The sequence below is a fragment of the Sphingomonas glacialis genome (genome assembly GCF_014653575.1).
Taxonomy (GTDB): Bacteria; Pseudomonadota; Alphaproteobacteria; order Sphingomonadales; family Sphingomonadaceae; genus Sphingomonas; species Sphingomonas glacialis.
The window spans coordinates 546673-563104 of record NZ_BNAQ01000003.1 but is presented as its reverse complement, the minus strand read 5'-3'; the positions used below and the strand labels follow the sequence as shown (position 1 = coordinate 563104).

At 63.8% G+C, this 16432-nt stretch carries 13 protein-coding genes and 2 pseudogenes; 6 read left to right on the top strand and 9 right to left on the bottom strand.

Features of this window, described 5'->3' with window-relative positions; genetic code table 11:
- Positions 1 to 11: 11 nt before the first annotated feature.
- The 6 genes from IE187_RS13390 to IE187_RS13365 all read right to left on the bottom strand — a co-directional run bounded on the left by IE187_RS13390 (position 12) and on the right by IE187_RS13365 (position 6359).
- Positions 12 to 968 (bottom strand): NADP-dependent oxidoreductase, encoded by a 957-nt coding sequence (locus IE187_RS13390; RefSeq protein ID WP_189676636.1) that lies wholly within the window; start codon positions 966 to 968, stop codon positions 12 to 14.
- Between the two features lie 65 nt (positions 969 to 1033).
- Positions 1034 to 2233, bottom strand: coding sequence for a glycosyltransferase family 4 protein (locus IE187_RS13385; protein WP_189676635.1), 1200 nt, complete (start codon positions 2231 to 2233; stop codon positions 1034 to 1036).
- Positions 2230 to 3843 carry a capsular polysaccharide export protein, LipB/KpsS family gene (locus IE187_RS13380; RefSeq protein ID WP_308435277.1) on the bottom strand — a complete coding sequence of 538 codons (1614 nt, stop codon included), beginning with the start codon at positions 3841 to 3843 and terminating at the stop codon, positions 2230 to 2232. Before IE187_RS13380 ends, IE187_RS13385 begins: the two co-directional genes overlap by 4 nt.
- Before the next feature lie 104 nt (positions 3844 to 3947).
- Complete coding sequence (locus IE187_RS13375) at positions 3948 to 4556, bottom strand: histidine phosphatase family protein (protein ID WP_189676633.1); 609 nt, start codon at positions 4554 to 4556, stop codon at positions 3948 to 3950.
- Positions 4547 to 5356 (bottom strand): 3-deoxy-manno-octulosonate cytidylyltransferase family protein, encoded by an 810-nt coding sequence (locus tag IE187_RS13370; RefSeq protein WP_189676632.1) that lies wholly within the window; start codon positions 5354 to 5356, stop codon positions 4547 to 4549. The genes IE187_RS13375 and IE187_RS13370 overlap by 10 nt, the downstream gene beginning before the upstream one ends.
- 7 nt (positions 5357 to 5363) lie before the next feature.
- Positions 5364 to 6359 carry a KpsF/GutQ family sugar-phosphate isomerase gene (locus IE187_RS13365; protein ID WP_133190920.1) on the bottom strand — a complete coding sequence of 332 codons (996 nt, stop codon included), beginning with the start codon at positions 6357 to 6359 and terminating at the stop codon, positions 5364 to 5366.
- 151 nt (positions 6360 to 6510) lie between these two features.
- On the opposite strand from IE187_RS13365, the gene kdsA reads away from it, so the two are divergent.
- The 6 genes and pseudogenes from kdsA to tnpC all read left to right on the top strand — a co-directional run bounded on the left by kdsA (position 6511) and on the right by tnpC (position 12273).
- Positions 6511 to 7338: a 3-deoxy-8-phosphooctulonate synthase gene (gene kdsA, locus IE187_RS13360; protein ID WP_189676676.1), complete on the top strand. Its 828-nt coding sequence runs from the start codon at positions 6511 to 6513 to the stop codon at positions 7336 to 7338.
- Between the two features lie 245 nt (positions 7339 to 7583).
- Positions 7584 to 8574: pseudogene (locus tag IE187_RS13355) on the top strand (IS110 family RNA-guided transposase).
- Between the two features lie 103 nt (positions 8575 to 8677).
- A protein-coding gene (locus tag IE187_RS13350; RefSeq protein ID WP_189676631.1) for an IS3 family transposase occupies positions 8678 to 9918 on the top strand; the annotation gives its coding sequence in 2 pieces (ribosomal slippage) (positions 8678 to 9022 and positions 9025 to 9918; 1239 coding nt in all).
- 91 nt (positions 9919 to 10009) lie between these two features.
- On the top strand, positions 10010 to 10396 hold the full coding sequence (locus tag IE187_RS13345) for a transposase (RefSeq protein ID WP_189676630.1): 387 nt from the start codon (positions 10010 to 10012) through the stop codon (positions 10394 to 10396).
- Positions 10393 to 10740, top strand: a complete 348-nt coding sequence (gene tnpB / locus IE187_RS13340) for an IS66 family insertion sequence element accessory protein TnpB (RefSeq protein ID WP_189676629.1) — start codon at positions 10393 to 10395, stop codon at positions 10738 to 10740. Before IE187_RS13345 ends, tnpB begins: the two co-directional genes overlap by 4 nt.
- Before the next feature lie 60 nt (positions 10741 to 10800).
- Positions 10801 to 12273: pseudogene (gene tnpC / locus IE187_RS21720) on the top strand (IS66 family transposase).
- A gap of 1210 nt (positions 12274 to 13483) precedes the next feature.
- Here tnpC and IE187_RS13330 read toward each other — a convergent pair.
- The 3 genes from IE187_RS13330 to IE187_RS13320 all read right to left on the bottom strand — a co-directional run bounded on the left by IE187_RS13330 (position 13484) and on the right by IE187_RS13320 (position 16367).
- The gene (locus IE187_RS13330) at positions 13484 to 14227 is read right to left on the bottom strand and encodes a class I SAM-dependent methyltransferase (RefSeq protein WP_189676628.1); all 744 of its coding nucleotides are present in this window, start codon (positions 14225 to 14227) and stop codon (positions 13484 to 13486) included.
- Positions 14228 to 14430: 203 nt separating this feature from the next.
- Positions 14431 to 15504 (bottom strand): GSCFA domain-containing protein, encoded by a 1074-nt coding sequence (locus IE187_RS13325; RefSeq protein ID WP_189676627.1) that lies wholly within the window; start codon positions 15502 to 15504, stop codon positions 14431 to 14433.
- Positions 15501 to 16367 carry a WcbI family polysaccharide biosynthesis putative acetyltransferase gene (locus IE187_RS13320; protein WP_189676626.1) on the bottom strand — a complete coding sequence of 289 codons (867 nt, stop codon included), beginning with the start codon at positions 16365 to 16367 and terminating at the stop codon, positions 15501 to 15503. The genes IE187_RS13325 and IE187_RS13320 overlap by 4 nt, the downstream gene beginning before the upstream one ends.
- Between the last annotated feature and the right edge of the window lie 65 nt (positions 16368 to 16432).

Below are 16432 nucleotides of genomic sequence, written 5' to 3'. Positions count from 1 at the left end.
GTCGTGCTGCGTCAGACCAGGCGCAGCACGACCTTGCCGCGCGGATGCTCGTCCTGGGCAAAGGCGTGCGCCGCGCGGACCTGCTCGAGCGGAAAGGTCTTGGCCACCGTAACCTTGAGCGCGCCCGACGCGAGCAAGTCGGCGACTTGGCCGAGCGTGGCGGCATCCGGCTCGGCATGCCAGCGCGGCACGATGCGCACCTTGTGCTCGGCCGCCTTGGCCGTGTCGGGATCGAGCGTCGAGACGAGGATGCCGCCCTCGCGGATGACGCGGAACGAACGCGCCTGCGTTTCGCCGCCTTGCGTATCGAACACCATGTCGAGATCGGTCGCGATATCCTCGAACCGCGCGTTCTTGTAATCGATCACCGTATCGGCGCCGAGGTTGCGGACGAAATCGAGGTCATGCCCGGATGCGGTCGCGAACACCGTCGCGCCTTTCCAGCGCGCGAGCTGCACCGCCATGTGCCCGACCCCGCCTGCACCGCCGTGGATCAGCACGCGCTGCCCGGCGGTGAGCCCGCCATGATCGAACAGCCCCTGCCATGCGGTCATCACCGCAAGCGCCGATCCGGCGGCAGCGTCGAAGTCGATCGCGTCCGGCATCGCGACGAGCTCGCTCGTCTTGACGCAGACGAAGACGCTCTGCGCACCGCGATCCTGCCCGATAAAGGCGAAGACGCGGTCGCCGACGCTCCAGTCCGAATCCGCGACTTGCGCGATCGTGCCAGCCAGATCGCGCCCGAGCACGATCGGCAGCGCATCTTCGCCGACCGGCGGATATTTGCCCTCGGCGGTCTTCCAGTCGACCGGATTGACGCTCGCCGAATGGACGCGGACGAGCACTTCGTCGGCCGCCGGATAGGGCGTGTCGATCGTGGTGACCTCGATCACCTCGGGGCCGCCGAAATGGGTGATGCGCACCGCGCGGTTTGCGGTTGCGGGCGTCGTGCTATCGAGGTCGGGCATGCGGGAACTCCTTCGCGCCGACAAACGCGCCGCCGTCCAGTGCGATCCCCCACCCCGTCAGGCGCCTAGCGTTGCAGCGCCTCGATCGCGTCGCACAGGATCGAGATATGATCGTGCCAGGTCGGCGGATTCCAGCCGCGCATCCGCTCGAGTTGCGCGTGGTGCATCGGCCCGGCACGCGCATGATCGAGGATCGCCGCCTCCCAGCCGAGCCCATCGAGCGGATCGAGGAAATCGGGCGCGGCGCCACCGGCCTCGTGGAGCGCGGGCAGATCGCTGCAGATCACCGGCGTGCCGACCGACAGCGCTTCGGCCACCGGCATGCCATAGCCTTCGGCGAACGACGGCAGCACCAGCGCGCGCGCACCACGCAGCAGCGCGTGCATCCGCTCGTCCGAACAGCCGTTGAGCTCCTCGACATGGCCTTTGAGACCGGGGCAGCGCTCGAGCATGTCGACGACTTGCTCATTCTCCCAGCCGCGACGCCCGACGATGATCAGCCGCGGGATCGCCGCCGGATCCATCTGCTGCGCCATGGCGCGCCACAGGTTGAGCAGCAGCAAATGGTTCTTGCGCGGCTCGATCGTGCCGAGACACAGGAAATACGGCCGTTCCGCCGCCGCGCTCGGCAGCGGCGCGACGTGCGGGATCTCCTCGGTGCCGAGCAGCGCCACGCGCACGTCGACCGAGCGCCAAGCCGCCAAGAGGAACGGCTTGAGCGATTTGGCGGTCGATACCGAATTCACGATCACACTGTCGGCAAAGCGCGTGATCGTGTCGACGCGCTGCTGATGCAGCCGCGCCCCGTCGGGTCGGGCATATTCGGGATATTCGATCGGGATCAGATCGTGGACGAAGCACAGGAAGCGCGCCTGTTCGTGCGCGAGGATCCGTTTCACCAGATCGGGCTTGGTCAGATGGTGCGGCGACGATTGGACGTAGACGGCGTTGGGGCCGGGCCGCGGCCGCGTCGGCAGCAGGTTGAGCAGCGTCGGCATCACTTCGGCGATCGGCCGCGGCCCGCCCTTGCCGCGCGCGCTCGCCCAGCGCGCCTCGGTCGCGTCGAGAAACGCGAGCGTTCGCGCGCGCGAAAGACGGCCGTAATTGCCGAACGGATGCACCGCGGCAAAGCCCAAGCGCTCGCCGAGCCGCGCCTGCAACCCGCGCGCATACGCCATCTCGACGCGATCGACGCCGGACGGAGTCTGATGCCGCGCGCGCGACAGCAAGCGCGAGACGTCGAGGATGACCTCGCCCGCGCTCATAGCCACCCCATCGTCAAACGTCCCTGCACTTGCTTCAACTTCGTCACCCAGGCCAATCTGTTCGTCGCATTGCCGCTCGCCATGCGCGCGATCAGCACCTCGGGCGGACAGGGCAATCCCGTAACCGGATCGAGATAGCGCGGGTAGACAATCAACACCGCGGCAACGAGTTCCGCCAGCCCCAATCGCCGCCCCCGGCGATCGGGGATTGGCGCGAGATCGCGCGTCAGGCCCCAGCCGGCGTAGAACGGCACGCCGTGGCAGGTGACCGCCCGCCCGCGCAGCAGCGCTTCGAACCCAGTGAGCGAGGTCAGCACATGGACGGCATCGACCAGATCGAGCAGCCGCGCCATCGTCCCGCCGCGCACGATGCGGTCGGCGTGCGCCAGGGCGTCGTCGTCGCGCACCGCGCCCTTGCGATGCCCGGCATCGACATCGGGGTGCGGACGGAACCAGATCTCGGCATCGGGCTCGAGCACGCGCGCACGGCGCAGCACCTCGAGATTGCTCGTCAGCCCCGCCCCGCCGAGCAGCACCGACTGGTCGTCCTCGACTTGCCCCGCGACGAGCACCAGCCGCTTGCCGACGGCGCGTTCGGGAAAGCTGTGCGCGGCATCGCCGCCATATTTGCTGATCCCGGCGGCCAGGATCGTCGCGCTCAACCGCTGCGCGCGCTCGAGCAAGGCGGGCGGGAATTCCCCCTCGGCCAGCAGCACCTCGAGATCGCTCGCGCGCGTCGGGTCGTAATGGATGCCGCGCCGGTCGATCGCGATCGACGACGGGGGCACGAGATTGCTGCCGAGCCCGACCGAACGCACGAAGCCATCCTCGACACGGACCAGCGCGACGCCCCGCGCCGCGGCCGCCGCCGCCAACCCGGCCGAAACGCGCGACGGCCACACCGCAATCGCGCCGCCCATCCGCGCGGCATGCGCGATCGCGCGCTGCTCCGACCAGAAGAAGCGCAACGGGTGCGCGGGCGTCCACAGGAAGCGCGCGATCTCAAGCCGCTTCCACCAGCTGAAGCCGCACGCCGCGACGAGCCCGTGATTTGCCGCAAAACTCTGCCGCAGATCGCAGAGCCAGGCGATCATTGCGCCGCTGTCGGCGGTCTGGCCGGTGAACGGGTCGAGACAGGCGGTCTGCGCGAGGTCGCTCGCGACGCGCGCTTCGAGCGTGGCGGCATCGTCGCCGGGCGCGCCGAAGCGGCCAGCCGTGAGCAAATGGACCGCGCAACCAGCGATCGCCGCGAGCGCGACCCATTCGTCGTCACCGTGGGCGACGAGCGTCGTGGCACGATCGAGCACCGACCACGGATCGATCTCGGTCGCGACGATCCGCGCGGCATCCACGCGAGCGTGCACCGCGGCGTCGCGCACCAATGCCGCGGGCATCGACCATAAAGCCGCTGGCGCGAGCGCTGCGGGTACGCTGTCGATATCTTCGCGCGTCCGCAGACGCACGATGGTCGCCGCGCCCTGGACCGCGCTCGCCGGCGCCCAAAACGCTCCGCCGACGCGCGCCGCACGGATCGCGGCGAACAGCGATTCGATCGCTCCGGGCGCGAGCACGCGCTCGCTGAGCGCGCTCGTCGTGTCGATGACGGCCACAGCAGCGCCCGGAAATGCCGGAAATCGAAGCAAGGGAAGGCGCATCGCGTGGCTCTCCAGCAATCCCCCTGGCGATGCAAGGGCTTGTGCGACCGGGCGAAAGCTTACGGCCGACGGTTCCAATCGCCCAATCGCAGCCCGCCCGCGTCGCGAACGATCGTACCGAAGGCGCCCGTCCGCAGCTTGAGCGTCGGCAACGAAGCCGCCTGTTCGTGCAGTCCTGCGTCCGAGAGCAAGGCGAACCGCGCCGCGCCGTTGCTCGTGACGAGGAGGATGTTGCCCGATCCCGACGCCCAGAGCGCCTTCCACCCGTCGACGCGCTGCGCAGGGTCGACGCTCCAGCCATCGGGGGCGTGCGCGGCATGATCCCACGCCTCGATCGCCGCCGCGCCGATCCGCGCGAGCACGGCGCTTTCGGGCATGTCCTCATCGGGCCCATGGTCGATTTCGGTGAGCCAGTCGGCGGTCTCGACCGGCGGCGGCGCGGCTTGCGCGGCGAGGATCAGCGCGAGCGTCTCGCGACTGCGCGCAAGCGGCGCGGTGAGCGCGCGATCGAAGCGCTGCCCGCCAGCCGCGAAGGCGGCGCCCAACGCCTGCGCTTGCGCCCGCCCGCTCGCGACGAGCGGCAAGTCGGTCCGCGAACCGATCCGCCGCGGCGCGACGCCCGGCTCGAACGTGTCGCCGTGACGGACGATCGTGACCCTCAGCGCCATGCGTGCTCGGGCTCGCCGAACTGCGCTATGAGCCGCTCGGCCAGCGCGACGTCCGCCGGAGTGTCGATCCCCGACATGGCATGGCGCGGCGGCGCGACCGTGACGGTCCGGATCTCGACCCCCGATTCGAGAAAGCGCAATTGCTCGAGCCCCTCGAGCTGCTCGTAGGGCGTCGGCGGGGTTGCCTCGAATTCGCGCAACGCAGCGAAGCGATAGGCATACAGGCCGATATGGCGAAACACTGGCGACAGCGCGCTCGCTTCGCGCAGCTGCGCCTCGTTGCGCATCGCCGGAAGGATGATCTTGGAAAACCACAATGCGCGGCCCTCGCTATCGCGCACGCATGTCGTGCCGCTGAACGGCGAGGTCTGCTTGTGCGCGCGCATCGCGTCGAGCGTATCCCAGTCGAGCTGCACCACCGGCGTCGCGACCGCGCTGCTCGAGTCGCGCAAGGCACCGATCAGCGCGGCGATCATCGCCGGATCGACGAACGGCGCATCGCCCTGCAAATTGACGACGATCTCGGGCGCGCGGTCGCGCGCCGCCGCCCAGGCCCGCCCCGAACCCGAGGTGATCGCGCTTGCGGTCAGCACCGCGTCGCAGCCGAGCGCGTGCGCGTGATCGAGGATACGGGCATCGTCGGTCGCCACGACGATCTCGGCATTGCCTGCCCGCCGCGCGCCCTCGCGAGCGACGGCGACGACGCGCGACAACAGCGTTTTCCCGGCGATCTCGACCAGCGGCTTGCCCGGCAACCGCGTCGAGCCATAGCGCGCTGGAATTACGATCAGGTCGGGCATTGCAGCGTCAGGCAACGCCCGCGCGCAGGATGTCGTGCAAGTGGATCAGCCCGACGAGCTTTTCGCCACTGACGACGAACAGCACCGACACCGCCTTTTCATTGAGGATCCGCAGCGCGTCCGAGGCAAGGATCTCGGGTCCGACGGTAATCGGCTTGAGCGTCATATGGTCGCGAATATCGGCATGCATGTGATCGCCGCTGACCGCGCGGCGCAAATCGCCATCGGTGAAGACGCCGAGCAGTCGCCCACCCTCGTCGACCACCGCGGTGCAGCCGCAGCGCTTGCGGCTCATCTCGATCGTCGCCTCGATCAAGCTCGCGCCGACCTTGACCACGGGGATGTCGTCACCCTTTGCCATCAACTGCGCCGCGGTTGCGAGTCGCGCGCCGAGGCGGCCGCCCGGATGGAAAGCGAGGAAGTCCGAGCGCGTGAAGCCGCGCCGCTCGATCAGCGCGACCGCCAATGCGTCACCGAGCACGACTTGCACCGTGGTCGACGACGTCGGCGCGAGTTCGTTGGGGCACGCCTCGCGCACTTGCGGCAAGGTGAGGCACAGATCGGCAGCGCGTCCGGCAGTGCTCTCGGCAAACGCGGTCGCGACGATCAGGCGGATGCCGAATCGGCGGCAATAGGCGATGATATCGCCAAGCTCGGTGGTCTCGCCCGACCAGCTGAGCGCGAACACGATGTCCTCGCGACCGATCATTCCGAGATCGCCGTGGCTCGCTTCGCTGGGATGGAGGAACAGCGACGGCGTCCCGGTCGACCGCATCGTCGCGGCGATCTTGCGCGCGACGATCCCGCTCTTTCCCATGCCGGTTACGACGAGTCGCCCCGTATTTGCGGCAATCGTATCGACGGCTTCGAGGAATCGGTCGCGTAAGGGGAATTCGTTGAGCGCGAGCGACAGCGCCTGAAGCGCCGCCATCTGGATTCGCGTGGTGCGCAGTGCCGAGAGCAAACCAGGATGTTGCGAGCTGCTAAGCGCGATCGCTTTCATAAAATCCCCTTCTGCCATGCCTTTACGGCCGGCATGGATGCCATGGCCCGGTATCCAATTGACTTCCACCGCTGCTCGAGCGCAGGTCGCTATATACGCGCTCCCTTACGCAAAAAGCCATAGGGGCAAAACCATCAGAGAAAGCGTGACCATGCAGCTGTGCGGACAAGCGGTCGGCCCGGACCACCAGATTTTCTTCATCGCAGGGCCGTGCGTCATCGAAAGCGAGGCCCAGTCGCTGGCGATTGCGACCCAGCTTCGCGCGATCGCCGACCGGCTCGGCGTGCTGCTGATCTACAAGAGCTCGTTCGACAAGGCGAACCGCAGCTCGGGCACGTCGTTCCGCGGCCCGGGGATCGAAGAAGGCTTGCGCATCCTCGAGAAAGTGCGCGCCGAAACCGGGCTTCCGGTGCTGACCGACGTCCATACCGAGGACCAGGTGAAGATGGTGGCCGAGGTCGTCGACGTCCTCCAGACGCCCGCCTTCCTCGCGCGGCAAACCGATTTCATCTCGGCGGTTGCCGCTTGCGGTAAGCCGGTCAACATCAAGAAGGCGCAGTTCATGGCCCCCGGCGACATGACGCACGTCGTCGCCAAGGCGCGGGCCGCCGCGACGAGCGCCGGCGTTTCGGACGGCAACATCATGGTGTGCGAGCGCGGCGCGAGCTTTGGCTACAACAACCTCGTCTCGGACATGCGCAGCCTGGCGATCATGCAGGGTACCGGCTGCCCGGTGGTGTTCGACGCGACGCATTCGGTGCAATTGCCGGGCGGGCAAGGCGACCGCTCGGGCGGCCAGCGCGAGTTCGTGCCCGTCCTCGCGCGCGCGGCCGTCGCGGCGGGGGTGGCGGGGCTGTTCCTCGAGACGCATCCGGACCCCGACCAAGCGCTGTCCGACGGCCCCAACAGCTGGCCGCTCGACCAGCTCGAGCCGCTGCTCGCGCGGCTGATGGCGATCGATGCGGTGGTGAAGGGGTAGCATGCGCCGCGCGTTGGCCGGCACGCGTGCGACCAATTAGCTATCATGCCGTCGCCCAACCAGCAGCGACGATCGCCACAATGCTTATCTTCGCCTGTATAAGCAATAACTTGATTCGCGCAGTGGCCGGTCGGCTGTGGAGATAACTCCGCTGCCGCCTCTGAAGTGATGGCGTGGACGGCCCCTCCACCAGCGTAGCCGCGCAATATTGCGGTCGTTGTAGGTCCACGTCTCGGGATCGGCAGATGAAGCAGGAGATTGTTACCGTCAGGTTCGATTTGGCGAAGAGCGTTTTTCAAGTGCACGCGATCGGCCGCGACGGTGCAGTTCTGATGCGGCGCAAGCTACGGCACGCAGAACTGATTGACTTTTTCACTGATCGTGCAGCGTGTCTGGTCGGCATTGAGTCATGTGCGTCGGCGAACAATTGGGCTCGGTAGCGGATAAAGTTGGGGATGAGGAGCGGCTGATGCCACCGGCCTATTTGAAGCCCTATGGGAAGCGCGGGAAGACCGACGCAGCCGACGCCGACGCCATTTGCGAGGCGGTGACACGTCCAACGATGTGGTTCATTGCGCTGAAGACCGTCGACCAGCAGCCGTTGTCGATGCTCCACAAAAGCCCCGACCTGACGGTGCGACAAAGGACGATGCTCCTCAACGCGCTCCGAGGGCACCTGGCCGAGTACGGCGTCGTTACAGGTGTCGGCGCGGGCGGCGTGACAGCGATGCTGAAAGCGTTGCACGAACAGCAGGACAAGCTGCCCGTCCAACCCCGCTCGCCGTGCACGCCCTTGCCCCCCAGCTTCGGGCGCTCTCGAGCGAGGTAAACCGGCTCGAAGCCCAGATATTCGCGTGGCACCGCGCCGACGGACGAGCCGACGGCTCACCACGATACCGGGGATCGGTCCTATCGCCGCGTCCGCTATAATAGCGACGGTGCCGAATGCCTGGCTGTTCCGATCTGGAAGACAATTCGCAGCATGGCTCCGGGTTACCCCACTAGCGAACAGCTCCGGCGGCAAGGAGCGGCTCGGCGGGACCACCAAGCATTGAGGGCAGCTAGTCGTAGTCGGCGCGACGGTAGTCATGCGCATGGCGCGCTAGACTGCAGGTCGCCGACCTTGGTCGGCACAGCTTCTCGAGCGCAAACCGGCGAACATCGCACCGTAGCGCGCGCCACACGACAGCGCGGATCACCTGGGCGGTTATATCACCCAACGTAAGCGTGTTCTGACGGCCACCTTGCTGGATGCTCGGCCCGCGGGCTGATTTTCGCCCTTTGAGGTGGGCCCTTAAATGACCTGACAGGGCCCCGCTCTTAGCTAAGAGTGAGGCATATGACTGACGGTAAGACCAGGCGTTACAACGATGGCGAGGTTCTCTCCGGTGTTCAGCGCCGGAGGCGATGGACACCGGAGGAGATGGTCCGGATCGTGGAGGAGACGTATCTGCTCGGGATGAGCGTGTCGCTCGTCGCCCGCCGGTACGGCATCGGCGGCAATCAGATCTTCACCTGGCGTCGGCTAATGGCACAGGGTGCGTTGACCGCCGCGGCAGCTGGCGAGGAAGTGGTGCCGGCGTCTAAATACCGTGTGCTCGAGGCGCAGGTGCGCGAACTACACAGACTGCTCGGCAAGACGGCTATGGAGCACGAACTGCTCCGCGAGGCCGTGTCCCGGGCCGCAGGCCCAAAAAAACGGTTGTTGCGCTCGACCTCGTTGCCGCGGGATGGACGGTGAGCGCGGTCGCAAAGGCGGTCGGCATCACCCGCCCACACCTGTCTGCAATGAACCATCGTCCAGCGTCCCGACCACGCGGACGACCACCGCCGCCGGATGCTGAGTTGGTTGCCGACATCCGTGCGCTCGTCGCTGATCTGCCAACGTACGGCTATCGCCGCGTTCATGCTCTGCTGCGCCGGCAGGCCGAAAAGACCGGGCGCGAAGCGCCCAATCCGAAACGCGTCTACCGCGTCATTAAGGTGCATGGGCTGCTGCTACAGCGGGACGGCGAACGCCGCGACGAACGGCGTCACGATGGCCGGGTCGCGGTCGATCTGCGCAACACCCGCTGGTGCTCCGACGGGTTGGAGATCACCTGTGACAATGGCGAGAAGGTGCGTGTCGCCTTCGCGCTCGACTGCTGCGACCGCGAGGCCATGGGACACATGGCGACAACAGGCGGCATCACCGCAGAGGACGTCCAGGACTTGATGGTCGCCACGGTCGAGCATCGCTACGGACAGGTGAACCGAGTGCCCGAACCGATCGAGTGGCTTACCGATAACGGCAGCTGCTACACCGCTCGCAACACACGCGCCTTCGCCCGGGGCATTGGAATGATCCCGCGCACGACGCCAGTCAGCAGTCCTCAATCGAACGGCATGGCGGAGGCGTTCGTCCGCAACCTCAAGCGCGATTATGTCCGCCTGAACCCTAGGCCAAATGCGCAGAGCGTTATCGACCAACTGCCTGGCTGGTTCCCCCATTATAACGAGGTACATCCGCACCGCGCTTTGCGCTATCGATCACCCCGCGAGTTCATCGCGCAAACCTGCGAGGCTCTGTCAGGCCTCTAAGGGGCAACAACAGCCTTTTAGCGGGACACGGATGTCAGACGAACCCGAAGAGCCAGCGGGTGAACGAACGAGCAGTCATACGAGTGGTCGTATGAGCGCTCGGATCGAGATCGTAGGGCGGGTGTCAGGTCGGCGGCGCTGGACCGTCGAGCAGAAGCTGGCGATCCTGCGCGATGCATTCGGGCCGGAGGGTTCGGTTCGCGCAGCGATCGAGCGCCACGAGGTCGGCAGCGGCGCGATCTATACCCGGCGCCGGCAAGCGATGTCGGGCGCGTTGACCGGGGTGACTGTGCCGTCCCAGCCCAGCTTCACCGAAGTCCAGATTGCCGCGCCGGCAGCAACGTTGCCGGCGCGGGCTGTCGCCCAGCCTGGCCGCGGCCGGATAAGGATCGAGCTGCAGTCCGGCGTGCGCCTGACTGTTGATGCGTCGGTCGATGTCGACACGCTGTCGCGGGTGATCGGCGTCCTGGCGCGATGATCCCGCGTCCTCCTTCGACCCGGATATTCCTGGCCTGTGGCGCGACTGATATGCGCAAGGGGTTCGACGGCCTAGCGGTGCTGGTGCAGCAGATATTGCAGCAGAGCCCTCATTCGGGCTCGCTGTTCGCGTTTCGCGGCAAGCGGGGCGATCTGGTCAAGCTTCTCTCATACGACGGTCAGGGATTGTACCCGCTTTCCAAGTGGATGGACCGCGGCCGGTTTGTCTGGCCGTCGACCGCGACCGGCTCGGTTGCGACAACTGCGGTCGAGCTTTCGATGCTCCTCAAAGGGATCGACTGGCGACGCCCGGAACGCACTTTTGTGCCGTCTTTGGCGGGCTGAAACAATTGGATTTAAGCAGTTTTTCTGGTCCGGAGGCGCCCGATCTGCTATGTAATCGTGGTGTCGGACGCAGGCTTTTCCTTCCCTAACAAAAACGCTCGCACCACCGAGCTCGAGGCCGCATTGGCATCGGCCCGCGCCGATATTTCCGCCCGCGATATCCTCATCGACACGCTGCGCGTGCCGATCGCGCGCCTCGGGCGGATGCAGTTCGGCACTTCCTCCGAGAAGCTGACCCACGAGATCGCACAACTGGAGTTGGCGCTCGAAGAGCTCGAGGCCGAGGCAGTCGTGGCCAGCATACAGCGCACCGATCCCGTCAGCGCGGAGCGACGGACGCCCATCCGGGCCCTGCCGGAACACCTGCCGCGCGAGGAGCAGCGGATCGAGCCCGAGCACGGCTGCTGCACCTGTCCCGATTGTGGCGGCGCCTTGCGTCCGCTGGGTCAGGATAGCGATGAGATGCTCGACGCTGTGCCCGTTCAGTGGCGCGTCGTGCGCACCATCCGCCTCAAGTACAGCTGCCGCTCCTGCGACAAGGTCGTTCAGGCGGCCGCGCCGGTGAAGGCGATCGCGCGCGGAAGGCAACGTTCGCAACGCTGGCCTATGTCGTCGTCGCCAAGTTCGATCATCACCTGCTGCTCTATCGCCAGGGAGAGATGATGGCGGTCCAGGGGATCGACCTGGATCGTTCGACGCTTGCCGGCTGGGCCGGCCATGCATCGGCGCTGCTCGACCGTGGCCGCGGCAAAGCCGCGACCGGCAGGCTATGGACCTATGTCGTCGACGACCGCGGCTCCGGCGCCACCAGTCCGCCGCTGGTCTGGTATCACTTCAACCAAGATCGCACCGGCGCCCATCCAAGAGCCCAGCCCGGCCGCTTCACCGGCTTCCTGCAGGCCGACGGCTATGCCGGCTACGACCAGCTCTACGCCACCAACCGTATCACCGAGGTGGCCCCCTGGGCGCATTTCGGGCGCAAAATCTTTGACATCCACACGACCAGCCCGACTCCGCTGACCACCGACCTGCTGAGCCGGATCGCCACGCTTTATAAGATCGCAGACGAGATCCGCGGGGCGCCGCCAGATGTCCGACGACGAGCCCGGCTGGAGTGCGCAGCACCCGTGATCGACGCGCTTCGTAACGTCCTCGACGATGCGCTGCGGCGTCTCACCAAAGTCCGAGGTCGCCAAGGCAATCGCCTATGGCTGCAAGCGCTGGACCGCGCTCACGCGGCTCGTCGACGACGACCGTCTCGAGATCGACAACAACATTGCCGAACGCGCCATGCGCAGCATCGCGGTCGGCTGGAAGAACTGGCTGTTCGCCGGATCAAAGGCCGGCGGCGAGCGCGCTGCCGCGATCTACACGGTCGTCGAGACCTGCAAGCTCAACAGCGTCGAGCCGCAGGCGTACATTGCCGACGTTATTGCAAAGATCGCCGGCAACTGGCCAGCCTCACACTGGGACGAGCTTATGCCCTGGAACTGGCATCGGGCTGACGAGCAAACCATCGCCGAAGCCGAGTAGGCAAATTCGCCACCAACCTTCTCGGCGCTATATACCTCGTAGCCGCACCACCTGGTGGTTATGAGTCCTGACACTAAAGGATTGAAATTGAGATAAGGTTCACGCTCCTCCGCGCTGACTGGGACCTCTTTTGCGAACGTGTTTGCATACCAAACCCATTCATCGCCTTCTTTTTTAGAAGCTGTCGTCAGGAGTTTGCGCCGCCGATCATTCATTCTCTGAACTTAACCCAACAACAGGTAGCTACCCATCAGGGATTACCGTTCCGCGGTCCTCAGACCAAGCTTACCACCCAACGAAGTCCGAGCGGCGTCCGCCGCGTGACCGTCGTGGGCGCCGCCGTGTAACGCCCTAGGCCGGAAGGCGTAGGAGTAGCTGAGCAGTGATGACGAACGGGTCAGACAGGGAGTCGGCAGAACCAAGGAAGTCACAGTGCGTCGAGCGCGATGACGTGATTACGGAGCCTGCCTGCGGACTTCATTAGGGCCAGCTGCCACGCGGCCATCCGGTGCTGCGCGAACAGGCCGAACACGTGGATGCACCCGACCGGTGCTCATCGCCGCACAAAATCTCTTGCGCCGCAAGGGTCGTCCCACATTGACCTACAACAACCGAAGTATTGCGCAGCTACGCCGATGCAGCGGGCGTCCACGCCGTCACGTCAGCCGTAGACCATGCAATCCGCATGGTCTTGTTGGGGCATCCAGTCGGAGCTCGACGAAAAAACCGGCGCCGCAAAGCGCAACAGGTGAGGGAAAATTCAATCCTACCGAACCAGTCCACGCCATGAAACGTCCGCCTAATCGACGACTGTGTCGGCACGAGATCTCGTCCACTTCGTTTCGAAGGTGCGGATCTCTTGCGCTGACTATTTCAGGCTCACAGAGAGCCTTGTAACTTATCGATAAACTTGTGTCATTACCAAAATTATCGATTTACAAACCCGTCTAATCTCAACTTGAGTTATTCAGACACGCCCCCGGCGCCGGGCATCATTGTCTTATGGAAACCGAGCACGCGTTCGGGCTCGAAATATTTCCAGCCCGACAACGGCAAAGCATCGAGCGGTCTGTAGGAACCATCATTCCCGATCGGTACAATGGAGAAGGCTCCACCGTGATAGTGATAAAAAAGCAGCGCTACAATACAGCGAAAATCAGCATTTCGAAACGTACAGTCAGGTTCCCGGGGACCGTGGGACAGTCGCAGATTATCTACGGGCGTGAATGATAGTCCTATGCTCAGCGCTCGGACGAGACCGCTTCAGCGAATTCAAACCTAGAGTCCGCTTCAGAGGATGCTCCGGCGACACCGGCGACGGCAACGCCTCAACCTTCGAAAAACCAAAGCTCTTCAGCATGACTTCAATCGCCGGAATGTTCGGCGCCCAAAAGTTGGTGGGATCGTTACCCAGCTCGCCAGGTCTATAAAGGCGCATTGCTGGCAGCGGCTCCTGCGCGAGTGCCGTGACGGTCTCAATTACCAAGTGATCCGAGGACATACGCGCCGCAGCTTCGAGGCAACTATAAGGGTCCTTGACGTGGTACAAGACACCAAGAAAGAGCACTATGTCGAACCGACCGAGGACAGTTGGATCGAGATCGAGCAAGTCAACATCCAAGCTATCAACGCGAGACGCCAGCCTATCGTGCATGAAGTCGAACCCATCGCGGGTCCCCCACCCCAAGCCCGACCAACAGAAATGGTCGGTCGCGAGAACGCGCTTTGCACCACGCCGTTCAGCTTCAAATGAAAAAAAGCCATCCCACGCTCCGATATCGAGCACCGTCTTGCCTTCGACACCACTCGAAAAATAGATGTCGGCCTCGGCGCGTTGGATATCTAGCGGCTTGATCCCTTCGATAAAACTGCCGTCGGGAAGCTCGAAAGAGTGAAACCAATTAATATCGGCTGCACGTCTCAGTGGCAAATTGTCTACGCTGACAAAACTCATCGAATATTCCGTTCTCAATCGACCTACTTTTCAGCCGAACCCTAAATTGTACCAAAGCGCGTTAGCGCTCGACCGTCACCACATTTTCGCGCCCGCCTAACGCCAAATCGACAGGCGAGCTTATCAGCGGTGCCGAGATTAACGCCCCAGCAGCGCCCTCGGGCTCGCCTCGAGTGACCGGATCGCTCAGGACAATCTCGATTCTAGAAGCCGCTCGCCTTGAGCGAGTGCTCGATCGCCTCCTCATCGCAGATGATATTGCGGCTCGACAGGAGATCGACTCGTGCACCGATCGGCTCGATCGGCGGCAGAGCTCGATCCTGGGGGAAGAAGTGTTCGCCGAACAGTCGCATGACATGCTGGACGCCGACAGGCCTTACCTCGCGAAGATCGTCAGCGTAGTATCTGCCCCCGGCCGCCGGGGAAGTGATCACTTCATAGGATGGAAAGTAGCTGACGAAATCATAGGACCGCTCTGCCACGTCGGCTGCGACGCGCAGCGCTGCCTTGCTGAAAGTCGTGGAGACCCAAACATGGCGCTGCTCGTACGTCGCAATCAGCGGCACGGGTGACACCGTCAGGATGATCTTGATCTTCGGATTAACCTCGTGAACGCGTTCGATGAACGCGCGAAGGTCCTCGGTCACCTCTTCCGCCGAAAAGTTATGGAAGGCATACTTATCAGCGTCGAACGCTCCGCCCCCGACACCGGGCGCCAGGGGATAGATCGCGCCGTCGACCGTCGACTCCCAGCCTTCGGTCAATCCAAGTGTGAAGACCAGCCAGTCGCTTTCGAGAAAGATGCGCCGCACATACGCAAGATGCTCAGCGGCAGCAGCCCGTACTGCCTCGGGACTAGAAAAGGGTGTCACCTGGATTTGAGGACGAAACGCATCGACGTAACCTCCCGCCTCCCCCCGCGCTTCCCACACATCGTCTTGCGGAGTGAAGGTGCCGAATGCGCGATCGAACAGCTGGCGCGCTTGGCGAACAGTATAGATATTGCCATACCGGGCGGAAAAAACGCCGTAGTTCATCGATGCGGCCACGTCCGCTGCCATATCGGAAGGGGCACCTTCCGGAACGAAATAATTCAGGCCAGAATCACTGATGCGGCGGGCGATATGCTGCGCGAAACAGCTTCCCATGGTCGCCACCTTATCCGTCTGAGTTATCTCACCGCCACGCGTCACGGGATCAACGCGACCTGGCGGCGGGCCCGCCATCGCCTTGGACCAAAAGCGAAAGTCTTCAAGACCGCGATATGGGTTTGTCATGCTGCCATCTTAAAATTGTTGAAAAGGATTTCGTCTAACTCGCCAATTGGACGCCTCAAAACGATCAAATCTTTTTTCAGGCCATATTGTTCCATATTGGCGTAAGCCCAATCGAGATACTCTGGCAGACTCGTCAGATATTGCCGATCGGACATCTTCCAACAATACGAACCCGCCAGACTATAATACTGGGCGATTTCGGGATAAATGGGCCATATGACGTTAGACAGGCCATCGACGATACGGATCTCACGATCGAATATCGATTCGCTCGCTCCCATCTTGACGGACAACTGCTTAGCAAGAAATACCAATACTTCGGCGATTGGATGATTGACAGAGTACATGAACGCACCCTGCCGCTTCGCAAACAAGAAGAACCGCGAAAAGTCGACGCCAGCGGCGACAAAATCGTTTTGCAGTTGCTCCGCCTGGTTCTGCCACAAGGACAGATAGCCTAAATCGCGGAAAGCGTTGTAATTGAACAACGCAGCAGCGTCTTTGGCATCGATCCGATTCACGAAGGCCCAAACCGCAATAATGGAATTGTAATGCGGCTCGATCGGCGCCTCTTGGGCCGACGGAAGAACGTAACCGAGGTCCGGATGAAAGGCCTCGAAATTTATCGTCGGCGTCCGAACGACCTTAGGACCATCAGCGCCGAATTCGAGCAGTTGAGCAGGTGCACTCGTCACCCAGACATCGGATCCGCGAACCACGTTCATATTGGCCTCGAATCTGCCGCCCGGTTCGAACAGGTTGATCGGCATCGGGTTTATCGTATCCCGTGGGAAGATGGCCTGCAGCGCTGCTGCCAGACCACCGGTCTGGCAGTTGCTCGTCACGACTATATTTCGGCTCATACGACGCCCCTATTCACTACTTTTTGCTGCGCGAGATGATCAAGATGGCAAGGTCTGAACCCTGC

Excerpts from the sequence above, each read along its gene's own strand:
- IE187_RS13390 (WP_189676636.1), bottom strand. The coding sequence starts at position 968 with ATGCCCGACCTCGATAGCACGACGCCCGCAACCGCAAACCGCGCGGTG.
- IE187_RS13385 (WP_189676635.1), bottom strand. The coding sequence starts at position 2,233 with ATGAGCGCGGGCGAGGTCATCCTCGACGTCTCGCGCTTGCTGTCGCGC.
- IE187_RS13375 (WP_189676633.1), bottom strand. The coding sequence starts at position 4,556 with ATGGCGCTGAGGGTCACGATCGTCCGTCACGGCGACACGTTCGAGCCG.
- IE187_RS13370 (WP_189676632.1), bottom strand. The coding sequence starts at position 5,356 with ATGCCCGACCTGATCGTAATTCCAGCGCGCTATGGCTCGACGCGGTTG.
- IE187_RS13365 (WP_133190920.1), bottom strand. The coding sequence starts at position 6,359 with ATGAAAGCGATCGCGCTTAGCAGCTCGCAACATCCTGGTTTGCTCTCG.
- kdsA (WP_189676676.1), top strand. The coding sequence starts at position 6,511 with ATGCAGCTGTGCGGACAAGCGGTCGGCCCGGACCACCAGATTTTCTTC.
- IE187_RS13345 (WP_189676630.1), top strand. The coding sequence starts at position 10,010 with ATGAGCGCTCGGATCGAGATCGTAGGGCGGGTGTCAGGTCGGCGGCGC.
- tnpB (WP_189676629.1), top strand. The coding sequence starts at position 10,393 with ATGATCCCGCGTCCTCCTTCGACCCGGATATTCCTGGCCTGTGGCGCG.
- IE187_RS13330 (WP_189676628.1), bottom strand. The coding sequence starts at position 14,227 with ATGAGTTTTGTCAGCGTAGACAATTTGCCACTGAGACGTGCAGCCGAT.
- IE187_RS13325 (WP_189676627.1), bottom strand. The coding sequence starts at position 15,504 with ATGACAAACCCATATCGCGGTCTTGAAGACTTTCGCTTTTGGTCCAAG.
- IE187_RS13320 (WP_189676626.1), bottom strand. The coding sequence starts at position 16,367 with ATGAGCCGAAATATAGTCGTGACGAGCAACTGCCAGACCGGTGGTCTG.